This is a genomic window from Streptomyces sp. NPDC018610, assembly GCF_044391765.1.
Taxonomy (GTDB): Bacteria; Actinomycetota; Actinomycetes; order Streptomycetales; family Streptomycetaceae; genus Streptomyces.
The window spans coordinates 156,234-173,674 of the sequence record NZ_JBISAL010000002.1; the positions used below are offsets into that span (position 1 = coordinate 156,234).

General features: G+C 68.2%; 12 protein-coding genes and 2 pseudogenes. 4 read left to right on the plus strand and 10 right to left on the minus strand.

The window, feature by feature from the left end; genetic code table 11:
* Positions 1–119 precede the first annotated feature (119 nt).
* Together ACH5A8_RS06160 and ACH5A8_RS06165 are read left to right on the plus strand one after the other, a co-directional pair.
* Positions 120–416: a hypothetical protein gene (locus ACH5A8_RS06160; RefSeq protein ID WP_398998516.1), complete on the plus strand. Its 297-nt coding sequence runs from the start codon at positions 120–122 to the stop codon at positions 414–416.
* A 65-nt stretch (positions 417–481) separates the two neighbouring features.
* Positions 482–811 carry a PIN domain-containing protein gene (locus ACH5A8_RS06165; RefSeq protein ID WP_398998518.1) on the plus strand — a complete coding sequence of 110 codons (330 nt, stop codon included), beginning with the start codon at positions 482–484 and terminating at the stop codon, positions 809–811.
* A 500-nt stretch (positions 812–1,311) separates the two neighbouring features.
* Here ACH5A8_RS06165 and ACH5A8_RS06170 read toward each other — a convergent pair whose 3' ends face one another.
* Positions 1,312–1,983, minus strand: coding sequence for a hypothetical protein (locus ACH5A8_RS06170; protein WP_398998520.1), 672 nt, complete (start codon positions 1,981–1,983; stop codon positions 1,312–1,314).
* A gap of 91 nt (positions 1,984–2,074) precedes the next feature.
* On the opposite strand from ACH5A8_RS06170, the pseudogene ACH5A8_RS06175 reads away from it, so the two are divergent.
* A pseudogene (locus ACH5A8_RS06175) lies at positions 2,075–2,446 on the plus strand (transcriptional regulator); the annotation flags it as partial.
* A 126-nt stretch (positions 2,447–2,572) separates the two neighbouring features.
* Here ACH5A8_RS06175 and ACH5A8_RS06180 read toward each other — a convergent pair.
* From ACH5A8_RS06180 to ACH5A8_RS06210, 7 genes and pseudogenes are all read right to left on the minus strand, one after another.
* Positions 2,573–3,448 (minus strand): hypothetical protein, encoded by an 876-nt coding sequence (locus ACH5A8_RS06180; protein WP_398998522.1) that lies wholly within the window; start codon positions 3,446–3,448, stop codon positions 2,573–2,575.
* Between the two features lie 61 nt (positions 3,449–3,509).
* Positions 3,510–3,631: pseudogene (locus ACH5A8_RS06185) on the minus strand (IS5/IS1182 family transposase); the annotation flags it as partial.
* Between the two features lie 120 nt (positions 3,632–3,751).
* Complete coding sequence (locus ACH5A8_RS06190; RefSeq protein WP_398998524.1) at positions 3,752–4,762, minus strand: hypothetical protein; 1,011 nt, start codon at positions 4,760–4,762, stop codon at positions 3,752–3,754.
* A gap of 9 nt (positions 4,763–4,771) precedes the next feature.
* Complete coding sequence (locus tag ACH5A8_RS06195) at positions 4,772–6,070, minus strand: hypothetical protein (protein ID WP_398998526.1); 1,299 nt, start codon at positions 6,068–6,070, stop codon at positions 4,772–4,774.
* Positions 6,067–6,429, minus strand: a complete 363-nt coding sequence (locus ACH5A8_RS06200) for a hypothetical protein (protein ID WP_398998528.1) — start codon at positions 6,427–6,429, stop codon at positions 6,067–6,069. Before ACH5A8_RS06200 ends, ACH5A8_RS06195 begins: the two co-directional genes overlap by 4 nt.
* Positions 6,430–6,793: 364 nt before the next feature.
* Positions 6,794–6,997: a DUF397 domain-containing protein gene (locus ACH5A8_RS06205; protein ID WP_398998530.1), complete on the minus strand. Its 204-nt coding sequence runs from the start codon at positions 6,995–6,997 to the stop codon at positions 6,794–6,796.
* Complete coding sequence (locus ACH5A8_RS06210) at positions 6,994–7,824, minus strand: helix-turn-helix domain-containing protein (protein WP_398998531.1); 831 nt, start codon at positions 7,822–7,824, stop codon at positions 6,994–6,996. The genes ACH5A8_RS06205 and ACH5A8_RS06210 overlap by 4 nt, the downstream gene beginning before the upstream one ends.
* A gap of 191 nt (positions 7,825–8,015) precedes the next feature.
* Between ACH5A8_RS06210 and ACH5A8_RS06215 the strand changes: the two genes are divergently transcribed.
* Positions 8,016–8,576: an ATP-binding protein gene (locus tag ACH5A8_RS06215; RefSeq protein WP_398998533.1), complete on the plus strand. Its 561-nt coding sequence runs from the start codon at positions 8,016–8,018 to the stop codon at positions 8,574–8,576.
* Here ACH5A8_RS06215 and pglX read toward each other — a convergent pair.
* Together pglX and pglW are read right to left on the minus strand one after the other, a co-directional pair.
* Positions 8,503–12,126 carry a BREX-2 system adenine-specific DNA-methyltransferase PglX gene (gene pglX, locus ACH5A8_RS06220; RefSeq protein WP_398998535.1) on the minus strand — a complete coding sequence of 1,208 codons (3,624 nt, stop codon included), beginning with the start codon at positions 12,124–12,126 and terminating at the stop codon, positions 8,503–8,505. The genes ACH5A8_RS06215 and pglX overlap by 74 nt on opposite strands.
* Positions 12,123–16,796 carry a BREX system serine/threonine kinase PglW gene (gene pglW, locus ACH5A8_RS06225; protein WP_398998537.1) on the minus strand — a complete coding sequence of 1,558 codons (4,674 nt, stop codon included), beginning with the start codon at positions 16,794–16,796 and terminating at the stop codon, positions 12,123–12,125. Before pglW ends, pglX begins: the two co-directional genes overlap by 4 nt.
* Positions 16,797–17,441: the final 645 nt, after the last annotated feature.

Genomic DNA, 17,441 nt, shown 5'->3' on the forward strand with positions numbered 1-17,441 from the left:
GGGGTGTCTCGCTCTCCTTCTGTGGAGGTCCTCTACGCGCACTCAGCGGCGCACTCGATGGTGTGAAGCTGTCCGTCCGGGCTGGCAGCCTCTTCGGAACCGTCGGTATGGTCGATGGTATGGCAACCAAGAAGTACACCGTGACGCTCCCCGAAGAGCTGGCCGAGGCCATCCGCGCCGAGGTCGGCCCCGGCGGTTTCAGCCGCTATGTCACGCACGCCATAGAGCGCCAGCGGGAGCAGGAGCGTCTGCACGAGGCGGTGCAGTGGTGGGAGTCCGAGTACGGGGAGATCACCGAGGCGGAACTGGCCGAGGTGGAGGCCGAGCACCGCGACCTGGAGCGGCGGCACACCGAGCGGACCGGGGCCCACGAAGCCGGTGAGCAACGGCACGGGCAGAAGCGGGATGCCGCATGACCGGGAACCGGATCTACGTACTCGACAGCGAAGGGCTTTCCCAGTGGATGCGCGGAGGGCGTCGCATGGGTGCCTACCTGAGGCACGCCGACGATGCGGGTATCCCGGTCGTCACCACCTCCATGACTCTCATCGAGGCATACGACCCGACGCGCCACCTGCCGAAGTGGCACTGGGCTCTCTCCAAGATCCGTATCGAGCCGGTGACGGAGGAGATCGCCAAGAAAGCGACCGGGCTCTTGACGGAGGCGGGCCTGCACGGCCACAAGCACGCCATCGACGCGGCCCTGGCCGCCGTCGCCCTGCGGCACAGCGGCCCGGTCACCGTGTTCACGTCGGACGAGGACGACATGCGCAAGCTGTGCGCCGACCGCGTCCTGGTCGTGAAGCTCTGAGCCGAACACGGACCGTCCCCCTTCGTACTTCGCTTCCCCGGAGTGTCCGCCCTCCCGGTACGGGGAGGGCAGCGGCACCCACGGCCTGCCCCATCCTACGGACGCCCGAACGCCGACGGTCACCGCGGGCCGACCCCGCGTGAGCGGGTTGACAAGCGCCGGGCGCACGGGCCGGCACCGGGGACGCCAGGCTGTCGCCGAGGTGCCGGCGGGGACATTGCGCCAGTACGACCGGCTCCGCACTCCGGTCGCTGAACCTCGTCACGCCCCCGCCGTCATCCGCCGGGCGGTCGCGGCGGGCGCCGTCGCCCCGATCGGTACTCGTCGAGCAGCCGACGGCCCACGACCGTGAAGGGATGCTCGGAACCCAGGCCGCGTTCCCGCCGCGCGACGACACGGTCATCAGCTCGATTCCCTCCTCAACGCGACCGCCCCGGTCCTCGGTGTGACCGTCCGTCCACCCGTCATCGCTCGGCGATGTGCGGCTCTCGCAGCCCGGCCTACTTGCGGGCCGCGGCCTCGTACCGGTCGACCTGGTCACGCAGGAGCTTGGTGGCCGTGTCGGCATCCGTGTTCGTGAGGCCGCCGGCGCCGGCGTTGATCAGGGCGGGCCCGTCGAGGGTGAACTGCTGGAGCAGCGTGGTGCCGTCGCTGTCGATGCGTACGCCCAAGGACCGGTCGCCGAGCTTGTCCACGCTCATCGGCGAGTACTTCAGCACGGACCCCTGATAGGTCTCCTGGTGGCAGGTCTCGAGCGCCTTCTCCATCGCGGTGAACGACTCGGCGGCGTCGCTCGCACTCGCGTACTGCCGGATGCCCACGGTCGCCACCGTGGCGGTCAGCCCTCCGCCCTTCTGGAAGCTGCGGGAGACCTGAATCCGCGCCTTGTGCGGCTGGTGGTAGTCGCAGAACGTCTTGTCGCCCGAGCCGGAGTCGCCGTCGGTCGACCAGCCGGCGGGCATCTGCGACAACGGCAGCAGAGCGGAGGTGAGCTGGGCTTTGGTGAGGAGCGCCGCGTGGGGAGTCGGGGAAGAGGATTCCGGGCCGGCCGCGGCGGAGCTGCTGGGCGTGGCAGGCTGCGCAGCCGTGGGCGTGGCGGCGCCGCCGCACGCGGCAAGCGCCAGGGAGAGGGCGGCAGCGCCCAGCGCGCCGAAGTATTTCCGGTGAAGCACGGAGATCGTCCCCCCGAGAGACATGGAGACGGAGTGGAGCGGATGGATGCCACATGAACTTACATGTTCATGAGAATTGAACCACTTCGGGTGGGCCCGTCGGCCAGGGGGCCGGGGTTTCGACCTGTCGTGCGCCGCCCCCGGCGCCGGATCGCTGGACTGCCCGCCCTCGGTGCCGGCGAGCCGACTCGACCGTCTCAACGGCATGATCGGCATGGCCACGGTCGGGCTGGGCGTCATCCCCTCCGCGGCGCCCGTCAAGATCGTTCCTGCCAACGGCTTCTGGGTGCTCGACGACCGCCTGGTCGTCGCCGAGGACCGGCACGCCGGGCTGTGCCTGGACGACGCCGACAACAGCGCGCTCTACGGAAAGGTCCGGAAGACCCTCGGCGAGTCGGCGGTGTACGGGGTTGACGCCCACAACGTCATCGTCTCGGCCCACCGATCCCTGAACCCACGGTGATGGCGTTGCGTGCGTACGTCCGGGACACGCGCATCGCGAACAGGCGTAGCGCCGGCGACCCCGGGCCCGCACCTCCGTCGAAGACGGAAGGCCGGAGCCTCGGGCAGCCAGGAGGGCACTCGCGCATCAGGACCTGGGCTCCTCCAGCTTGACGGCAGTGGTGTCCGCGCCGTGCGGTTCGGCGTCCGCCGAGGCGAAGGACTCGTACTCCTCCACGACTTCGCCGTCCACGACGTCCTCCTCCGTCACTCGGCGCGACGGGTCCGCCAGTGGCAGGCCGGCGAGGTGCTTCTTGAGTCTTTTGGCCATCGGCAGGTAGGTCGCGAAGGTGAGCCCGCCGGAGACGGCGGCCCCTACGAGGGGGATGGCCTTGGAGACGGTCTTCGCGAAGGACTGCTTGGTCATCTGAACGCCGAGGTAAGCCGCGGACTTCTTCACGAGCGGGTAGATGACACCCTTGGTGAGCGCCTTCTGGGGCAGCTTCTTCGCGACCTGCTTCGACATCATCCCGGCGACCTTCCCCACGGCAACGTTCGCCGACTGGGTGCCGAACATTACGCCGAAGAACAGCGTGAGCACCCCCATGGTCGCGTCATCGACGTCGTCGCCCTCGTCGGAGAACAGATCGGGCCAGCTGTAGAGATAGGCGAGCTTCTGCGCGATGCGCAGCATGTGGCCGACGTACTGGGCCACGTCGGCGGGCACCGTGGCGGGAAGGGCGAGGATGCCGGGTATCCCGGCGGCGGCCGAGAGAGCGCTGACTTTGGCGGTCTCGTAGCGGATGGAGTCGTTGGCGATCTTGTCGAGGAGCTCGACGGTGATGCCCGCCGCGGCGGGAGTCTCTTCTACAGCTCGTCGGATCTCCTCCTCGGAGCAGTGGCGAGCCAGCGCGCTTCGGAGGTACGCCTCCCTGTGGATACGCACGCCCGGAAGCTTCGCCGCCGCCAACAGCACCGTGAAGAAACGCGACTCGGGGTTCTCGACCTCTTTACCCTGCTTCATGGCAGGAACTTACAGGAGCTCCGCGCTCCAAGGGCCGGCATGCACTGAGCGTTCTCCATCCCCGCTCCGAGCCGGCCGGATGAAGGATGAGGGCCGCCTGGACGAGGCTGGTGATCCGGGTGGTCGAGCACCGTAGTTCGCGCGCAGCAGCCACCAGGGCTTGAGGGTGGCGATGGGCTGCTCGGCCGGTGACACGTGGGTGGGCCTGAGTGCCGGCGCCGGCTCCGTGCGCTTCGACGTGACGTGGAAGGAGTACCAAGGGGCACAGAGCGAGGCGCCGAGCGGGTCCTGTCGGCGGACGGTTCACGGACGGTGGAAGACGTCGAGCGGGCCGTAAGCAGTCGGCTTGCTGTCGGCCAGCTCGGGATGGTCGCCCACGCGGTCCCGGAGGATGCCGACGGTGTCGGGCCACACGGTGAAGTGCCCTCCGTCGCCGACGAGGACGCGGTCCCAGTCCTGGGAAACGGATACGCCGGCTCGGTCGATGACGAACCCGCGGCAGTCGGCCGCGTCCTGGTCGAGCGTGCGCACCAGGGTGGCGACTGCGTCCTCGCGGTCAGGAGCAGGGATATCGCTGATCTGGAAGACGAGCTTCTGGATATTGCCGTCCAGGCACTGCACGGTCACGGCAAGGGACTCGTCGCGCCCCATCCAGCCCTGGAACTCGACATTTCGGTACTCGTCCGAGGTCAGCGCTGAGAGAAGGGTGTGGACCCCGCCCACCAGCGGCTCTCGCTTGCCCTGGACCGTGTCGCGGAAGCCGAAGAGATTGCCCGTGAGCGGGTGCTGGACGAAGAGCCCCGAGGTCGCCAGCTGGTCGATCAGGTTCTGAGCGGAAGCGCGGGTAAGGGCGGTCCGATACCAGATGAAGAAGCCCTTGGCCGTGGCTGCGTCGGCCGCCGCGGTGGCTCTGGCATTCTCGCCGAGGCACTCTTCGAAGATCGCCAGGGCCTGTTCGCGGGGGACCGGGGGGCTGACGTAGTTCCTCGCCCGGATGTGGGCGGCGAACTCGGGGAGCAAAGCGACGTGGTGTCGCCGTACGTAGTAGGCGAGTTCGGTGGGCCACACGTAGGTGCCGTCCGTGATCAGGGAGCCGGCGCCGGTGATCCAGACGTCGTCGGCGATGACGTCGCGCTCGGCGCCCATGACCGTGTAAATCTCGTGGCTTGCTTCGAGGTAGGCGAGCAGTCGTTCTTCGTCCCGCTCGCCGGTGCTGCGCGCGGCGTCCCGAAGGGAGGGGGCGGCCGCTCCGTCGTCGGCTCCGCCGAGTTCTCGGTAGAACCCCGCCTGCTCGATCATGGTGTCTCCAGTCATGCCTGCCACCTAGTGCTGAATCGTCGGCAGGTAGGTACGCCAGTAGCCATTGTTGCCGATGGTGGGGGTCTGGTTGAGCCCAAGGTCGGGCGAGGTGCCGACCTTGTCCGTGGGCGCTGTCACGGGGACGCCGAGCTCGTCGGCCACGGTCTGGGCGAGTGGGATTTCCGGCGGCCGGGCGTCGGCACCGGAGTGGCAGGAGACCAGGCGTACCGGCTGGCCAGCCCTGTATTCGGGGTTACTGCGGATCGCGTCCACGATGTGGTGCGGGTTGACCTCGAAGTCGGTCAGGTTCTTCCCGGCGGCGTTCAGACGGCCGGCAGCGAAGACACCCCTGTCGGTACCGTGCACGATCACGTCGTGCACTCCGGGTATGCGGCGGACGCGTTCGAGGTTGTTCAGGGTGGCGTTGTCGTAGCCGACCGTCGTGGTGTTCTTTCCGTAATAGACCGGGTCGCCCGAGACCAGCTCGTAGTCGCCGGCCCGCGCCGGGGCGGCGGGAATCTTCGAGTCCGGGGATTGGATCAGCTTCCAGGTACGGGACTTGCCCATCTCGTCGAGGGCCGCGCTGTTCAGTCGGAAGCCGTTGAACAGGCCCTCCATTCCGCCGTTCTCGGCGACGATTCGGGCTGTGCTGCCGCCAGCTCCGAAGGCGCCGCCGTACTCCATGCCGTAGAGGGCGGAGTTGCTCACCTCGTCGAGGCTGAGGCCCTTGCTCTCGCCGGTGGCGATGGCGACGGGCTGGGTGACGGCGAGGTCGACGGTGATCGACTCGAGTCCACCGATGGCGGCCGTGGCCAGGGTGGTGCCGGCGATGGTGGCGATCTCGGTGGACACGGTCACGCCGAGCGTGGCGGACAGCTCCAGGATCGAGGCGGTGGCGGCTGCCGCGGCGCCTTCGGAGATACCGAGCGTGAAGACCGCGAGGGCTGTGCCGGCGACGATGGTGGCACCGACGATCTCCAGCTCGTGTTCCAGATGCTTGACGGCCTTGTGGACGACGTCGGCGTACTGGTCGAGGGCCTTGGCCATGTCGCGGGCGCCATCGATCATGTCCTGGAGCCAGCCGTGGCCGCCGTAGTAGTAGCGGCGCCAGAACGGGTCGTCGAAGGCGGATATCGCCTCGCCCTTGTTGTGCTCGATGATGCCGCGCGCCGACTTGTTCGCGGCGGCCGTCACGTCTTCGAGGTCGTCGGCGAAGTCCCGCCAGGCCTTGGCCGCGTCGCGCAACCCCCCTTCGTCGGCATCCGGCCACCACATGCCGGTCAGGTCCTGGACGATCTCCTTGGCCTTGTCGGCCGCGCTCACCGCGTGTTCCCCTTGCCGTCGTGCGGGGCGGGCTGGATCTTGCTGAACATCGAGCGGACCAGCAGTTCGTTGTCGATGTGACCGTCGGCCATGTCGGTCATGGCCGCTTCGATGCTGGCCAGGCCGAGCGCGAGAATCCCGGCGGCGGTCTCCATCCTCTTGACGTGCGGACCGTAGGACTCGTGGAACTTCCGTCCCTGTTCGTCGTCACCCCACGGCGAGCCGGCCGCCGCCAGAGCGGTCTTGAGCTTGGTCAGCGCCTTGGCCAGGTCGGAGCTGTGCGTGTGGAACTGCGGGGCCGTCGCCTTCAGATCGGCGATCTTGATGTCGAGTATCTTGCCGTCGCTGTGGTCGCCCATGGCGTCTTCTGCTCCCCCTGAGTCGGCTGACCGGCCCGAAGACGGTAGTTCACCAAGCCGGTTCGCCCTCGCGATCCGGGTCAAGGGGTGGCAAATTTCTCATCAAGGTGGGCAAAGGGTAGGGCTGTACTGCCCGCCTCAGATGGGTCTTCCCGGTACTCGGTGACCGGCTGAGCCACCCGTCCATCACGCGGCGGGCGGGATGGACGCGATCATTTCGTCGCACCGAAGGGTGCGCAGACCGGGTTCACCCGGCAGGACTCCACGACTTCGGCCAGGGCCGCTCAGGGCTGAAGGTGTCGCGGGAGCGGACGTGCGCGGGGCCCTCGGCAAGCGGTGCACTTGCCGAGGGCCCCGCGTCTGTTCAGAGTGCCGCGAAGACGACGAACTCGGTCCAGGCCGTGGGGTCCACGGCCAGTGCGGCTCGGGTCGTGTCCTTCGAGTCGCGGACGTGGATCCTGGCGGGGGTGGCGGCTACCTCTACGCATTCGCCGCCTTCTTCGCTGCTGTAGCTGCTCCTGCGCCACGTCAACTGCTCTATGGGCGGCTGATGTACGTGCGTGTTCATGGCTCTCCCAGCAACTTCTCTACGTACGCCACTGATTCACGAGGGGTCAAGGCCTGGGCCCGGATGATCCCGTACTTGGCCTCCAGCGCACGGACGCGTTCCCGCTCCGTCTGCAGGCGGCTCACGTTCTGTACCTCGGCGTACGCGATCCTCCGCCCTTCCTTCGTCTCGATCAAGGTGAAGGGACCAGCCATACCAGCGTTCTCTTCACGGTCGAGTGGCATCACCTGGATCTCGACGTTGCGCCGCTCCCTCGTCAGAAGGATGTACTCGAGCTGGCCACGCAGGACTTCCCGCCCTCCGATGGGACGCTTCAACACGGCCTCATCGATGACAAAGCTGGCGAGCGGCGCGTCACGGCCAGACAAGATCTCCTGCCGGGCCAGGCGTGCGGACACTCGCTGTTCGATCAGCTCGTCATCCATAGGTGGCCGCATCATCATGAAGACGGCCCGCGCGTACTCCTCCGTCTGCAACAGCCCCGGCACCGCCTGGTTGGCATACACGTGGAGCTCAACCGCCTCGGCCTCCAACCTGGCCGCGTCCCGGAAGAACGCCGGATACTGAGCCCGAGCCACCTCCTCCTTGCCAGCGCTCAACACCCCGCCTGCCCCGAGCACTTCATCCGCCTGGTCGATGAACCTCGGCGGCGGGATACGTCTGCCCTGCTCGAACGACGCGATCGTCGAGGCCGAGTACCCGGTTAGCGACCCGAACCTCGCGCGGTCCATCCCCGCCCGCTCCCGGAACAGCTTCAACTGCCGTCCGAACAAGCACAGAATGCCCGTCCCGACCTTGTACTCCGGCTGCTGAACCTCGTCGTCCACGTCGCAGCTCCTCTCGCACACCCGCCCAGTCAGCCAACTCGGGGCCCGGGGATCGGTCACGCCCAACACCACGTACAAGCGAACCGCCCGCGTGTACAGCCCCCACCCGTCAGCTCATCGCTCCTGGTCAACGCTACGCAGAGTCCTTCACGGTTAACTCCATGAAGTCAGCAACTCCCCCGAATGGGCATATGCCGCAGCACCCCACGCCCGAACGCGAGTTCACCATGCGCTTCACCTCGACGCCGCGCGGTGCCCGCCTCGCCCGCCGACTCGTCTCGCACCGCCTGGACGACTGGGGCCACCCCTACGCGAGCCCGGTCAACGAGACGCTCACCCTCATCACCGCGGAACTCACCGCCAACGCCGTACGCCACGGCCACGTCCCCGGCCGGGACTTTCACGTCCAACTCACCTTGGTGGAGGACACCTTCCGCATCGAGGTGACCGACACTCGCGCCGAGAAGCGGCCCCCGGCCAGTCCCCCGGCGGCCGACTCCCTTTCCGAGTCCGGCCGGGGCATGCTCCTCGTCGCCGCCCTCTCGGACGACTGGGGCGTCAGCCCTCGCCCAGCAGCCCCGGGCAAGACCGTGTGGGCGGAGCTGCACGTGCAGGCAAAGGGCCACCCGCTCACGCACCGGGTGGCCCCTGAACCGACGGATGCCGATCTACTTCTGGCTACTTCTTCGTTGCTGCGCGACGCCCACGAGTCGCAGCCGGAGGACGCCAGCCACGGAGGTCGTCGTCGGTAAGTCCATGCTCGCCCTGCTTCTGCTGGCGGTAGCTGGCGAAGAAGTCCGCCGGGGAGCCGCTGTAGAGCATGTCGAACTCGTTGTGCCACTGGGACAGCCACGGCTGCAGCTCCAGCAGGCCGGCGAGGAACGGGGTGATCTCCTCGGTGGTCAGCGCGGTGTTGGTGAAGTACGTCGCCAGGGCCTGCGCCTGCTCGCGGTGGTCCCAGCCGGCCCAGCCGTACAGCTCGGGGGTGGCGGCGTTGGTCTGCCCGTAGGAGATGAACCGCTCCTTGGGCACGTCCAGCTTGCCGCGTGCCTTCCAGTAGGACGGGCGGAGGAAGTCGGCTGAGGTGTACTTCGGCGGCACGGGGATGGAGTCACGGATCTTCCGCTTGGCCAGCTCGTCGGGAGCGGCGTCCTCCTTGCGCTGGAGGTCCCACACCTCTTCCCAGTCCGCGCGCTTCTTCAGTCCGGAGGGCTTGTAGCGCAGCGCTGAGAGGAACGGCACGTGCTCGTCAGTGATCAGCTCAGCGACGACCTTCGCCAGTTCCTTGTGAGGCGCGTAGAGCTTGGCCACGGAGACGAAGTCCTCGTCGCGAGAGAGCTCGTCGGTGAGGCGGGCCAGGGTGAGGATGGTGGGCTGACCGCCCTCGTCGAACCAGAGGTCGCGGGTCTCCATCCGGTCGAGCAGCCAGGAGCGCAGGGCCTTCTCCTGGAGCGCGTCCCAACCCTCGGTGGCCCAGCGGCGCTTGTACTCGGGGCGCTCGACCATGCCGATGGCACGATTCGACTCGATGGCGTCGATGCGCTTCTGGACGATTTCGCGGTAGGGGGCGGGCCAGTGGGCGGGGATCTCCGTGATGGGGGTGGAGTTGTGCCGCTTGAACCACTCGTCACTGGCTTCGCCTGCGGCAACACGGCGTGCGAGCACGATCTCGAAGGCGCGCTCACCGAGGGCGAGTTCGGGGATGTTGGGGTCGTCGGGGTCCTCGGAGACGCGCAGGTCTTCGGAGTGGAGGTTATAGAGAGAGTAGACCTGCCAGTCCAGCTCCTCTTGCATGGAAATCATGCGAGCGCGGGTCGACTCCCAGGTCTTGCGGGCTTTGCGGAGAACACCGACAGAAAGATCTTCCCCACAGCTCACAGCTACAGGACTCTTAGCAGCAAGCTCCTTAGCAAGGCTATCTAGCCTGGTAGCGAGCTTTAGCGGAAATTTCACCGGAAGCGGCAATTTCGCCACATTAGTGCCCGTAAACTCATAGCGATCAGACCAGGGATGAGCGCTAACACGAGCCCCTTCACCCCCGACCGGGTCACCACCCTTGGGATAACTCACTTGCTTGAGCCAGAATGTAGCGGTGGAACTATTAAGTACCCCCAGATAGTCAAGGTGTTGCGCTTCGGTAGCATTCGCAGGCAATTTTATGACCGGAGCAGTCTGCTTGAAGAGAGATTGTCCACGATCAAGACAGAACTGGCCATGCGAAGAGTCACGCGCAAAGGAGATGAGCCACTTGTGAGTGCCCTCGTCTTTTGGAAGCTGATGCCACTCCCACCAAGGCCGCCCAGCGGTGTAGTAGCTTACCCCGGAGAAGGTTGCTCGCCCTCCCAGTTCGGTTCGATAAGGCCAGAGCGCCGACGATGCCGCCACCACGGAAGGCAGGCTGATCAGCACCCTACTCTCCGAGTACGGATAGAAGGCGCGGTTCTGACTTTTAGCATTCCAGTCTCGCACCTCCTCCCCAGAAATGACGGTCCTCAAGAAATTCGTCACTTCGGCTGGCCACGCCCGTTGCGCGCGAATCATGACTTCGTCCGCAGCCGTCATACCTACATACCCAAGCCTCTTCGCATGCTCCCCTAGGCTGGAGAGTGAATGCTGACTGATTGCCTCGTTCAACTCAAGACCGCCGTCGGCCAAAATCCATGGCTGTCGAGCAAAGTAACGCTGCCGATCGAGATCATCGACCGAGATCCACGGCGTCGCAGTGCCTGGCCTATCTACGTGACTAACAATTGCAGACCAAACCAGGCCATTTTCCGGGCTCTCAGGCGCTTGAGGTTCGCCCTGCACACTGCGCACGGTACGTACCGTCTTGGACCGCCCAGCTCCACTGCGTCGTTTTCCGACTAGAATAACCGTTGGCGTACCATGACCAGGAATGTAAGCACCTGACGTGTCAATAACCTCCATGAGTTCAACTCGATCGCGGAAAAATTCTTCGACAAGCTTCTTGCCGAACTCGCGCTTCATGAAAGAGTTCGCCGTGATCTGCCCAACAAAACCATACCCATGCCCATGGACATCACCATGCTTGGCCAGCTCGAAGAAACGTTGCGCAAACGGGACAGAGAGAGCGTATGTGCCTGCACATGCGTCATACAACTCTCTATACAGCGCATTCAACTTCTTGTCGCTGACCGTGATGTAGGGAGGGTTACCCACTACCACGTGATAGCGGCCTTGTTGAAGGATTCCCGGATGATCCTGCAAATCTTCCGTGGCGTAGGCGAACGAGGCCAGCGGGTCGCCCGATTCGACCTCATCCCCACCAAGCGTCAACTCCAGCTGTCGGGCCTTAATCAGGGAATCGCCTGACGCCAAGTGAATTGGCCACTCGTAATTTGCGGCTTCCGTCAGTGTCCACACGCTGCTCACCGCCATCGCTGCCACCAGCAGCCGGAAACGTGCAATAGCCACCGCAAACGGGTTGATGTCCACACCATGTACTGAGTTCAGCGCGGCCCGCACCCGCTCGTGCACGTCCTTCCCCGGCTGCCCCTCCGCCCACAGCCGCACCAACCGCCGAAACGCCCCCAGCACGAAGTGCCCCGACCCGCACGTAGGGTCGATCATCTTCAGTTCCTCGTACCCGAACTCCCGTACCGCCGGGTTCATCGTCCGGTCGAGGATGAACTCCTCCACGAACTCTGGCGTCTGGAGCAGCGCGTACGTCTTCCGGGCGGCCTCGCTCAGGTCCTGGTACAGGTCGCCCAGGAACCGCGTGTCCCAGCCCTCCGTGCCGTCCTCGTTCAGCGGGTCCGTGAAGTCATGGACGAGGACACCCGCCTCGTCGCGCTGGCGCCAGAACTCGACCAGCTCCCGCGCACCGTCGTGCGACAACGGGACCTGGTACAGCGGGTTGTGCCGCTTGTCGAAGAGGAGCCGGCCCGCCTGGCCCTGACCCAGCTCGTCGAACGCCTTCTCCAGCCAGCCGCGGTACGTCGGGTTGTCGTCCGACTCCACGTACGCGTCGTACCGCGACTCCGCCAGCTCGCGCCGGTCGCCGTCCGGCCCCGTCAGGTACGGCTCGGGGATCAGCCGGTTGTCCTCGCAGAACCGTACGAAAACGGACCCCAGCACCCACGCCACCGCGACCTGCGTGACCCGCTCGTCCAGCCACGAGTTCCACGTCGCCGCCGTACGCCCCAGCTTGCGCGCCTGGTCGTACTCGGCCCGCAGCCGCGCGCCGACCTCACCGAGGGCCTTCACCTGCTTGCCGAGGTCGGCCTCGACCGCCTTGACCTGCTGCTTCAGGTCGTCCAACAGAGCCTTGCGGTCGATCACTTCGCGTCTCCCTCGACACCACTTGCCACAACCTTGCCGGACCCGCGGTGTTCGTTGCCCACCCATGCGTCCGGAAGCTGGATCCACTCCCCCAGGCCGGCCTGGTACGGCACGGCCACCTGCCCGAGCCTCGGCTCACGCGAGGGGTCGCTCTGCGGGACCAGGAGCCACAGCCCCCGCCCACCCCGCCGGGCCGCCGACGCCAGCCGGTGCAGGACGCCCATCGCGTCGTACCGGGCGAACACCCCGGCCTCCGTCAGCAGGACCGGACCCGCACCGCCGCCACCGTCGCCCAGCAGCTCCACGATCCTGGGCTCGACCGAGCCCCACGCCGTGCGCGCGTACTCCGCGAACCGCACCGCGCCCTTCGAGCCCGGCTCGGCGGCGTCCGCCTTGAGCAGGGTCTCCCAGGTCGGCTTGGTGCCCGGAGTGACCTGGCCGTGCAGGGCTTCCAGGAACAGCTCGGTCACCGACAGGGCCTGTGCGCCCAGCCGTTCGGCCCCCAGTTCCCGTACGGCGTCCCGCACGAGCTGCTGCCGTACGGTCAGCACCCGGTACCCGTCCCGGCGGGCCGAGGCGAGGAGGCGTTCCTCCGCGCGCACCGCCTCCGCGAGCTGCGGGTCGTCCGCGTACCGGGTCACCGTGCCGGTGCGCGTCGACTGCCGCCACGCGCCCGCCGTGAGGTAGCTGGAGGCGTCGTCCACCCGCGTCGGCAGGTAGCGCAGCGTGCCCGTGTCCTCGCGCATGCTCAGCGACAGCTCGAAGCCGGCGTCGCGCAGGGCCTTGGTGAGCGGGCCGCCGGTCGGCAGTTCGTGGGTCGTGCCGCCGCGGCCGTCCGGGACGACCAGCTCGGGGAAGCGGGAGCGGACCCGCTCGTGCACGTCCTCGCCGGTCAGACCGGGCTGCCGGCCCTCCGGAACCCCGTCGATCCTGCGGCTCAGCCCGGCCTGGGTGAGGCGCAGCGCCCGGACGAGGGACAGGTTGCGCGGGTAGATCTCCAGGCGCGGGGTGGCGGCGGCGTTGACGGACGCGGCGGCGGCCAGCTCCACCATGCGCCGCTCGTCCCAGTCGACGGCGCCGGGCGGGACCGTCAGCGCGCCCAGTTCGGCCAGGACGGTCGCGGCCGTCGGCAGGGTGTCCAGCTCGGCCAGCCGGCCGGCGGTCTTGCCGAGGCGGGTCGCGTAGTCGAGCAGGCCGGGCGCGGTCGGGGTGTCCGGGGCGTCGTTCTCGCGGACGTCGAGGGCGAGCAGGCCGGCGCCCAGGGACTCGTCGGTCGCCTTGCGGTTCGGCTGGTGCTGGAACTCGGCTTCCTGCGGCACCAGCTGCTCGATCTCGACGACGGCCCGCACCGCCGCCAGTGCCATCGCACGCCGCTGCTCGCGTCCGGCGAGGTGCGTGCCGCGCCTTACGGCGAGGGCGTCGGCGATCTCCACGGCGGAGGCGACGCGCCCCATGCCCTCCAGCAGGTCGATGATCTCGTCCCGCAGTGCCTGGACGGCGGGCTCCGCCTTCCAGCGCCTGCGCTCCTCCTTGAGCATCTGCGGGATGCGGCCGTGACTGAGGCCGAGCGCGTCGGCGACGTCCTTCTGCTTCGGCCAGACGCCGATGCCGGGCAGGACGCCGTGCTCGTCGGGCAGGCGCAGCAGCAGCCGCACCATCTCCGCCTTGTTGCGGTTGGAGCCGTTGTTGTTGACGGCCGGCACGAAGACGGTGGCGAGGGTGTCGAGGCTGACGGAGCGCAGGGTGCGGGCGGACAGCGCGCCCGCCGACTCGCTTGTCGCGAGCCGGCCGACGAGGGCGGACTCGGCGGCGGTGAGCTGCTCCAGCTCCTCCTTCGCCTCCGCGCGTCCCTTCGGTGTGAGCGGGGAGACGGGGATCTCGCGCAGCCGCTCGCCCCATTCGCGCTGGCGCTGCTGGACCTCGTTGCGGGTCTTGGCGCCGAGGCCGGGGGCGTTGACGAGCTTGCGGCGGCTGTAGTCGAGGAGTTCGCCGACCGTGGTGAGGCCCAGGCCGTAGAGGAAGGACTGCGCGGTGGGCGTGAGGCCGGAGACGGTGAGGGGGGTGTCGCGGGTGACCTCGGCGGCGAGGCGGTCGCGCTGCTGCTCGGCGGTCTCCGGCTCGGCGTCCGCGATGGCCGCGGCGGCGCCCTCGGCGGGTGCGGTCCTGTCGGCGGCGGCCGCGGGGCGGGCGCGGTGGCTGGAGGGGACGGTCTGCGAGGCGTCCAGGAAGACCTTGCGCCAGGCGTCCCGCATCGGCTTGAGCTCGGGGAACCGCTTGCCCGCGTCGCGGTGCAGGGCCTTCTCGAAGAAGGCGACTAGCCCGTCCCGCACGGCCGGGTCGAAGGCCTCGGCCGCGATGGTGGGGTGCGGCCACTCCTTCTGGTCGGTCATGCGCGGCAGGACGCTGCCGTCGCCCCACTTGGGCAGTTCGCCGGAGGCCATCTGGTGCAGGGTGACGGCGACGGCGTACCGCTCGGCGTGCGAGTCGTAGGAGCCGCGGGTGATGACGTCGACGAAGGGGTCGAGGTAGCCCTCGGTGCCCGCGTCGGTGTTCTTCGCCGGGTAGCCGGCCAGCGAGAAGTCGATGAGGACCAGTTCGCGGGTACGGTTGGGGCGGACGCGGACGGCGATGTTGTCGGGCTTGATGTCGCGGTGCCAGACGCCCTCGCCCTCCAGGAAGTCGACGGCGCCGAAGAGGTAGTCGCCGTACGCCTCCAACTGGTCGACCTGGAGGCGGCCGTGCTCGCGGAGCTGGCGGGCGACGGTCTCCTCGCGGCGGCGCGGGCGGGCCGCGCCCTCGGCCGCCTGGCCGCCGTCGTCGCGCTCGTCGCCGACGTACTCCAGCGCCAGGACGGTGCGGCCGCCGATCTGCAGCGGCTCGGGCTCGACGAGGCGGATGATGCCGGAGTGGGGGCGCAGGCGGCGCATGGCCTCGGCCTCGCGGACGAGGATCTCGCCGCGGCTGTCGGACAGGGCGACCTTCAGCACGGCCAGCGGGCGCGTCCTGCGGGTCTCCGCCTCCAGATCGCGCACGAGGAAGGCGCGACTGGTGGAGCCGGTGCCGAGACGGCGGCGGACCTCCCACCGGCCGGCGAACACGTCACCGGCGACGGCCTCCAGCGGGTCCTTGTCGACGGTCGTCCCGGTCTCCTCCTCGCCCTGCCCGTCGAGGGCAGCGGCGGGGGCGGTCAAGGAGTCCTCGACGACCTCCAGCAGCTCCAGGAACTCGTCGATACTGGAGAGGCGCTGGCCGGGCCGGTAGGCGGTGGCGGCCTGCACCAGGAAGTCCACGTCCTCGGAGAGCCCGTCGACCAGGGAGCTGGGGCGCAGGCCCTCGCCCGCCTCCAGGCGGGCCAGCAGCTCGGCCTGGCTGGCGGCCGGGGCCTTGCCGGTGACCAGCAGGTAGGTGAGGACGCCTAGCCCGTACACGTCGAGGTAGACGGGGTCGGGGTGGAGGGCGGTGAGTTCCGGGGCGAGGTAGGCGTCGGCGTCGTCGGACAGGTGCATGGCGGACAGGGCGGTCGGCGCGAACCGTGTCATGCCCTGGCCCTGCGAGGAGTCACCGCTGCGCTGGGTGGCGATCTGCCAGTCGGAGATCTGCAGCTGCGGGGTGAGCCAGGCGGCCTCCTCCCCGACCGCCTGCCCCTTCCGGCCGCGTGGCCGGGGGACGACGTGGACGGAGCGGGCGGCGAGCGCGCGGTGGTGGATGCGGCTGGCGTGCGCGGAGCGCATCGTCTCGGCGAGCTGGCGGACCAGTGCCATTCGGCCGAGGATGTCCAGTTTCTCGCCGTACCGGACCAGGTACTCGTCCAGCTTCAGGGTGTCCGGGTGGTAGTCGAAGATCAGCGCGGGGCCGGCGGCGTGCCCGGAGGGGAAGTACTGCTTGAGCTGGACGACGCCCGGGTGCTTGAACCGGCCCAGCACCGCGGCCTCGCGCCGGGCGGCGTTCTCCACGGACTGGCGCAGGGAGGCGTCGGAGCCGCGCTCGCTGAGGTAGATCCGCACGCGCGCGGCCTCGGGCAGGTCGCTGTGGCGGGCGAGGTAGTCCGCCCAGGTCTCTCCGGAGTCGAAGGACTTCCGTTCCAGCTCGTACGGGCCGGCCTTGTACTGGGCGTCGCTCTTGCGGATGCCGATGTTCTTCAGGGCCGCCGCGACTTCGCGGGAGCCGATCGCGGTGACGCGGCGGCGTTCGTCGGCAGGGGGCTGCTTGAGCATGTCGACCAGCTCGCCGACAGTGTAGACGCCGTTCTGGTCGTGGGCGGGCAGCCGCACGCGGAGGCTGTTGTCGGTGAAGCAGACCGCCTCGGCGACCCAGACCCGCTTGGCGCCGGTCTGGGCGAGCAGGCCGGCCAGCTCCTTGGCCTTGCGGTTGACCAGGTGCAGCGGGTTGCCGTGCGTGCGGCGGTAGCCGCCGGGCGTGGTCTGCACCCAGGTGCCGTTCTCGGAGGTGACCGAGCCGTGCCAGTCCTTCAGCTCGATCATGCACAGGCCGCCGGGGGCGACGACCAGCAGGTCGACCTCGCGGACGTGGCCGGTGTTGGCGGTGAAGGTGAAGTTCGACCAGGCACGCCAGGGGTCGGCGTCCGGCAGTTTCTCCCGGATCGCCTCCAGGCCGCGGCGTTCGTGCTCGAACTCGGACTCGGTGACCGTGACCCACCGGCCTTCCCGCATGCCTGTTCCCCACTCCTCGTGTCCCTCGAGGGCCGCCGTTACCCATGGTCAGGCCCTCGCTGCGCATCCTAGTGGTTGCATGGGACATGAGAAGAGGCGGTGAAGGACGGGACTATAGGACATACGTCCCGCACGAGAGGAACGGCCTGCTCCACGTCGCACCGACACCGGCGGTGGGGGGACCCGTTCGATGACAAAAGCGGGCAAAGCACCCGCCAGGTGGCACTGCTGGTCAGTTCTGCGAGGACGAGCGCCCGCTTCGCGGTCCTTCCGCCGTGGAACTCGGGGCTTCGCCCCGAATTGGCCGTTTCCCTTGGTGCGCGGACAGGCGTTCGGCGTCGGCTTCGTGATCTCCTCGCCGTACCGCTCCTTCGGCTGTTCGACGCTGATGCCCTCGGTCCCGACCGCTCCACGTTTCACCGGTTCCGCGAAGTCCGCGTCCGCCTGCGAAGTGGTACTGGTCGCCGAACCAGAGAGCCGTACAACTGTGCGTGAAGTAGAGTGACATGTGCTGCGCATCCTCCCGGAGGGGTACGAGTGCGGAGTTCATGTGCCTCTCTGCGGCATGTGAGCAGTGGTGGTGAATCGCCGTACGCGTGCGTGCGGTGTGTGAGCGGATGCCCGGTGGGCCGTCCCCCCACCATT

Excerpts from the sequence above, each read along its gene's own strand:
- ACH5A8_RS06205 (WP_398998530.1), bottom strand. The coding sequence starts at position 6,997 with ATGAACACGCACGTACATCAGCCGCCCATAGAGCAGTTGACGTGGCGC.
- ACH5A8_RS06180 (WP_398998522.1), bottom strand. The coding sequence starts at position 3,448 with ATGAAGCAGGGTAAAGAGGTCGAGAACCCCGAGTCGCGTTTCTTCACG.
- ACH5A8_RS06215 (WP_398998533.1), top strand. The coding sequence starts at position 8,016 with ATGCCGCAGCACCCCACGCCCGAACGCGAGTTCACCATGCGCTTCACC.
- ACH5A8_RS06190 (WP_398998524.1), bottom strand. The coding sequence starts at position 4,762 with ATGACTGGAGACACCATGATCGAGCAGGCGGGGTTCTACCGAGAACTC.
- ACH5A8_RS06165 (WP_398998518.1), top strand. The coding sequence starts at position 482 with ATGGGTGCCTACCTGAGGCACGCCGACGATGCGGGTATCCCGGTCGTC.
- ACH5A8_RS06160 (WP_398998516.1), top strand. The coding sequence starts at position 120 with ATGGCAACCAAGAAGTACACCGTGACGCTCCCCGAAGAGCTGGCCGAG.
- pglW (WP_398998537.1), bottom strand. The coding sequence starts at position 16,796 with ATGCGGGAAGGCCGGTGGGTCACGGTCACCGAGTCCGAGTTCGAGCAC.
- ACH5A8_RS06200 (WP_398998528.1), bottom strand. The coding sequence starts at position 6,429 with ATGGGCGACCACAGCGACGGCAAGATACTCGACATCAAGATCGCCGAT.